Annotated in this window: 1 protein-coding gene; it reads right to left on the bottom strand. The window is 61.6% G+C overall.

What is annotated here, in order from left to right; genetic code table 11:
• Positions 1-17: 17 nt before the first annotated feature.
• A protein-coding gene (locus B5X69_RS20780; RefSeq protein ID WP_139375931.1) for an IS630 family transposase occupies positions 18-960 on the bottom strand; the annotation gives its coding sequence in 2 pieces (ribosomal slippage) (positions 18-623 and positions 625-960; 942 coding nt in all).
• Between the last annotated feature and the right edge of the window lie 95 nt (positions 961-1,055).

Here is a 1,055-nt window from a genome sequence, read left to right as displayed (position 1 = left end):
GCTAGACTCGTTTTCACTTAGATTGACGCGTACCCGGAGTTTCTGAGGTAGTTGGCGCATTCGCTGGGCGAGAAGGCGTCGAGCAGGGTTCCGATGCGTTTCCATGTGTCTTCGACGGTGCGTTCGGCGGCTTTTCGCATGAGCAATTTGAGCTTGGCGAAGACTTGTTCGATCGGGTTGAGGTCGGGCGAGTATGGCGGCAGGAACAGGAGCCGTGCCCCTGCTGCGCGGATGGCCTTGCGTACGGCCTGCCCCTTGTGGCTGCCGAGATTGTCCATGATGACGATATCGCCGGGCAAGAGGGTGGGAACGAGGAACTGCTCGACGTAGGCGGTGAAGAGCTGGCCGTTGATTGGCCCGTCGAGCACGCATGGTGCATCGATCCGGTCATGGCGCAGCGCCGCGAGGAAGGTCAGCGTGCGCCACTTGCCGAACGGGGCGTGTGCAACCAGCTTTGATCCGCGCGGTGCCCAGCCACGGATCGGGGTCATGTTGGTCTTGGCCCAGGTCTCGTCGATGAAGACGAGCCGGGTGGGATCAAGCCGACCCTGATACTTCTTCCACTGAGCGCGCCGTCTGGCGATCTTCGGGCGCGCCTGCTCCTCGGCGAACAGGCTTTTTTTTGAAGCTCATTCCTTCGGAACGCACCAGCCGCCACACCGATACAGGGCAAGTCGTGATGCCGTGCTCGGCCAGTTCGGCCACCAGCGCCTTGAGCGTCAGATCAGGCTCTTCCCTCAAGCGCCCGATCACCAGGTCACGGTGCGGTTCCAGCAGGCGTTTGCGATGTCCGCCCATGCGCTTGGCCGCCGCGCTCCCGGTCGTTCGCTGACGTTGCGACCACTTCACAACGCTCGAAACGCTCACATCGAACAGCGCCGCTACCTCACGGCAACGGCGCCCACCAGCAACCGCCGCAGCAACCCGTTCGCGCAAATCATTCGAATACGGTCTCGCCATCCATGCCGACCTCCTGCTCAGCCAGCAGGTTGAATCAGAAATCGACCCCCTAGGGAATCCCCTGTCGATTCAATCAAACCGAAATCGACTCTAGG

Origin of the sequence: Sphingopyxis flava, assembly GCF_900168005.1 — a bacterium.
Classification (GTDB): Bacteria; Pseudomonadota; Alphaproteobacteria; order Sphingomonadales; family Sphingomonadaceae; genus Sphingopyxis; species Sphingopyxis flava.
Note: the sequence above shows the minus strand (reverse complement) of the source record. Positions and strands in the feature narration are given on the sequence as shown.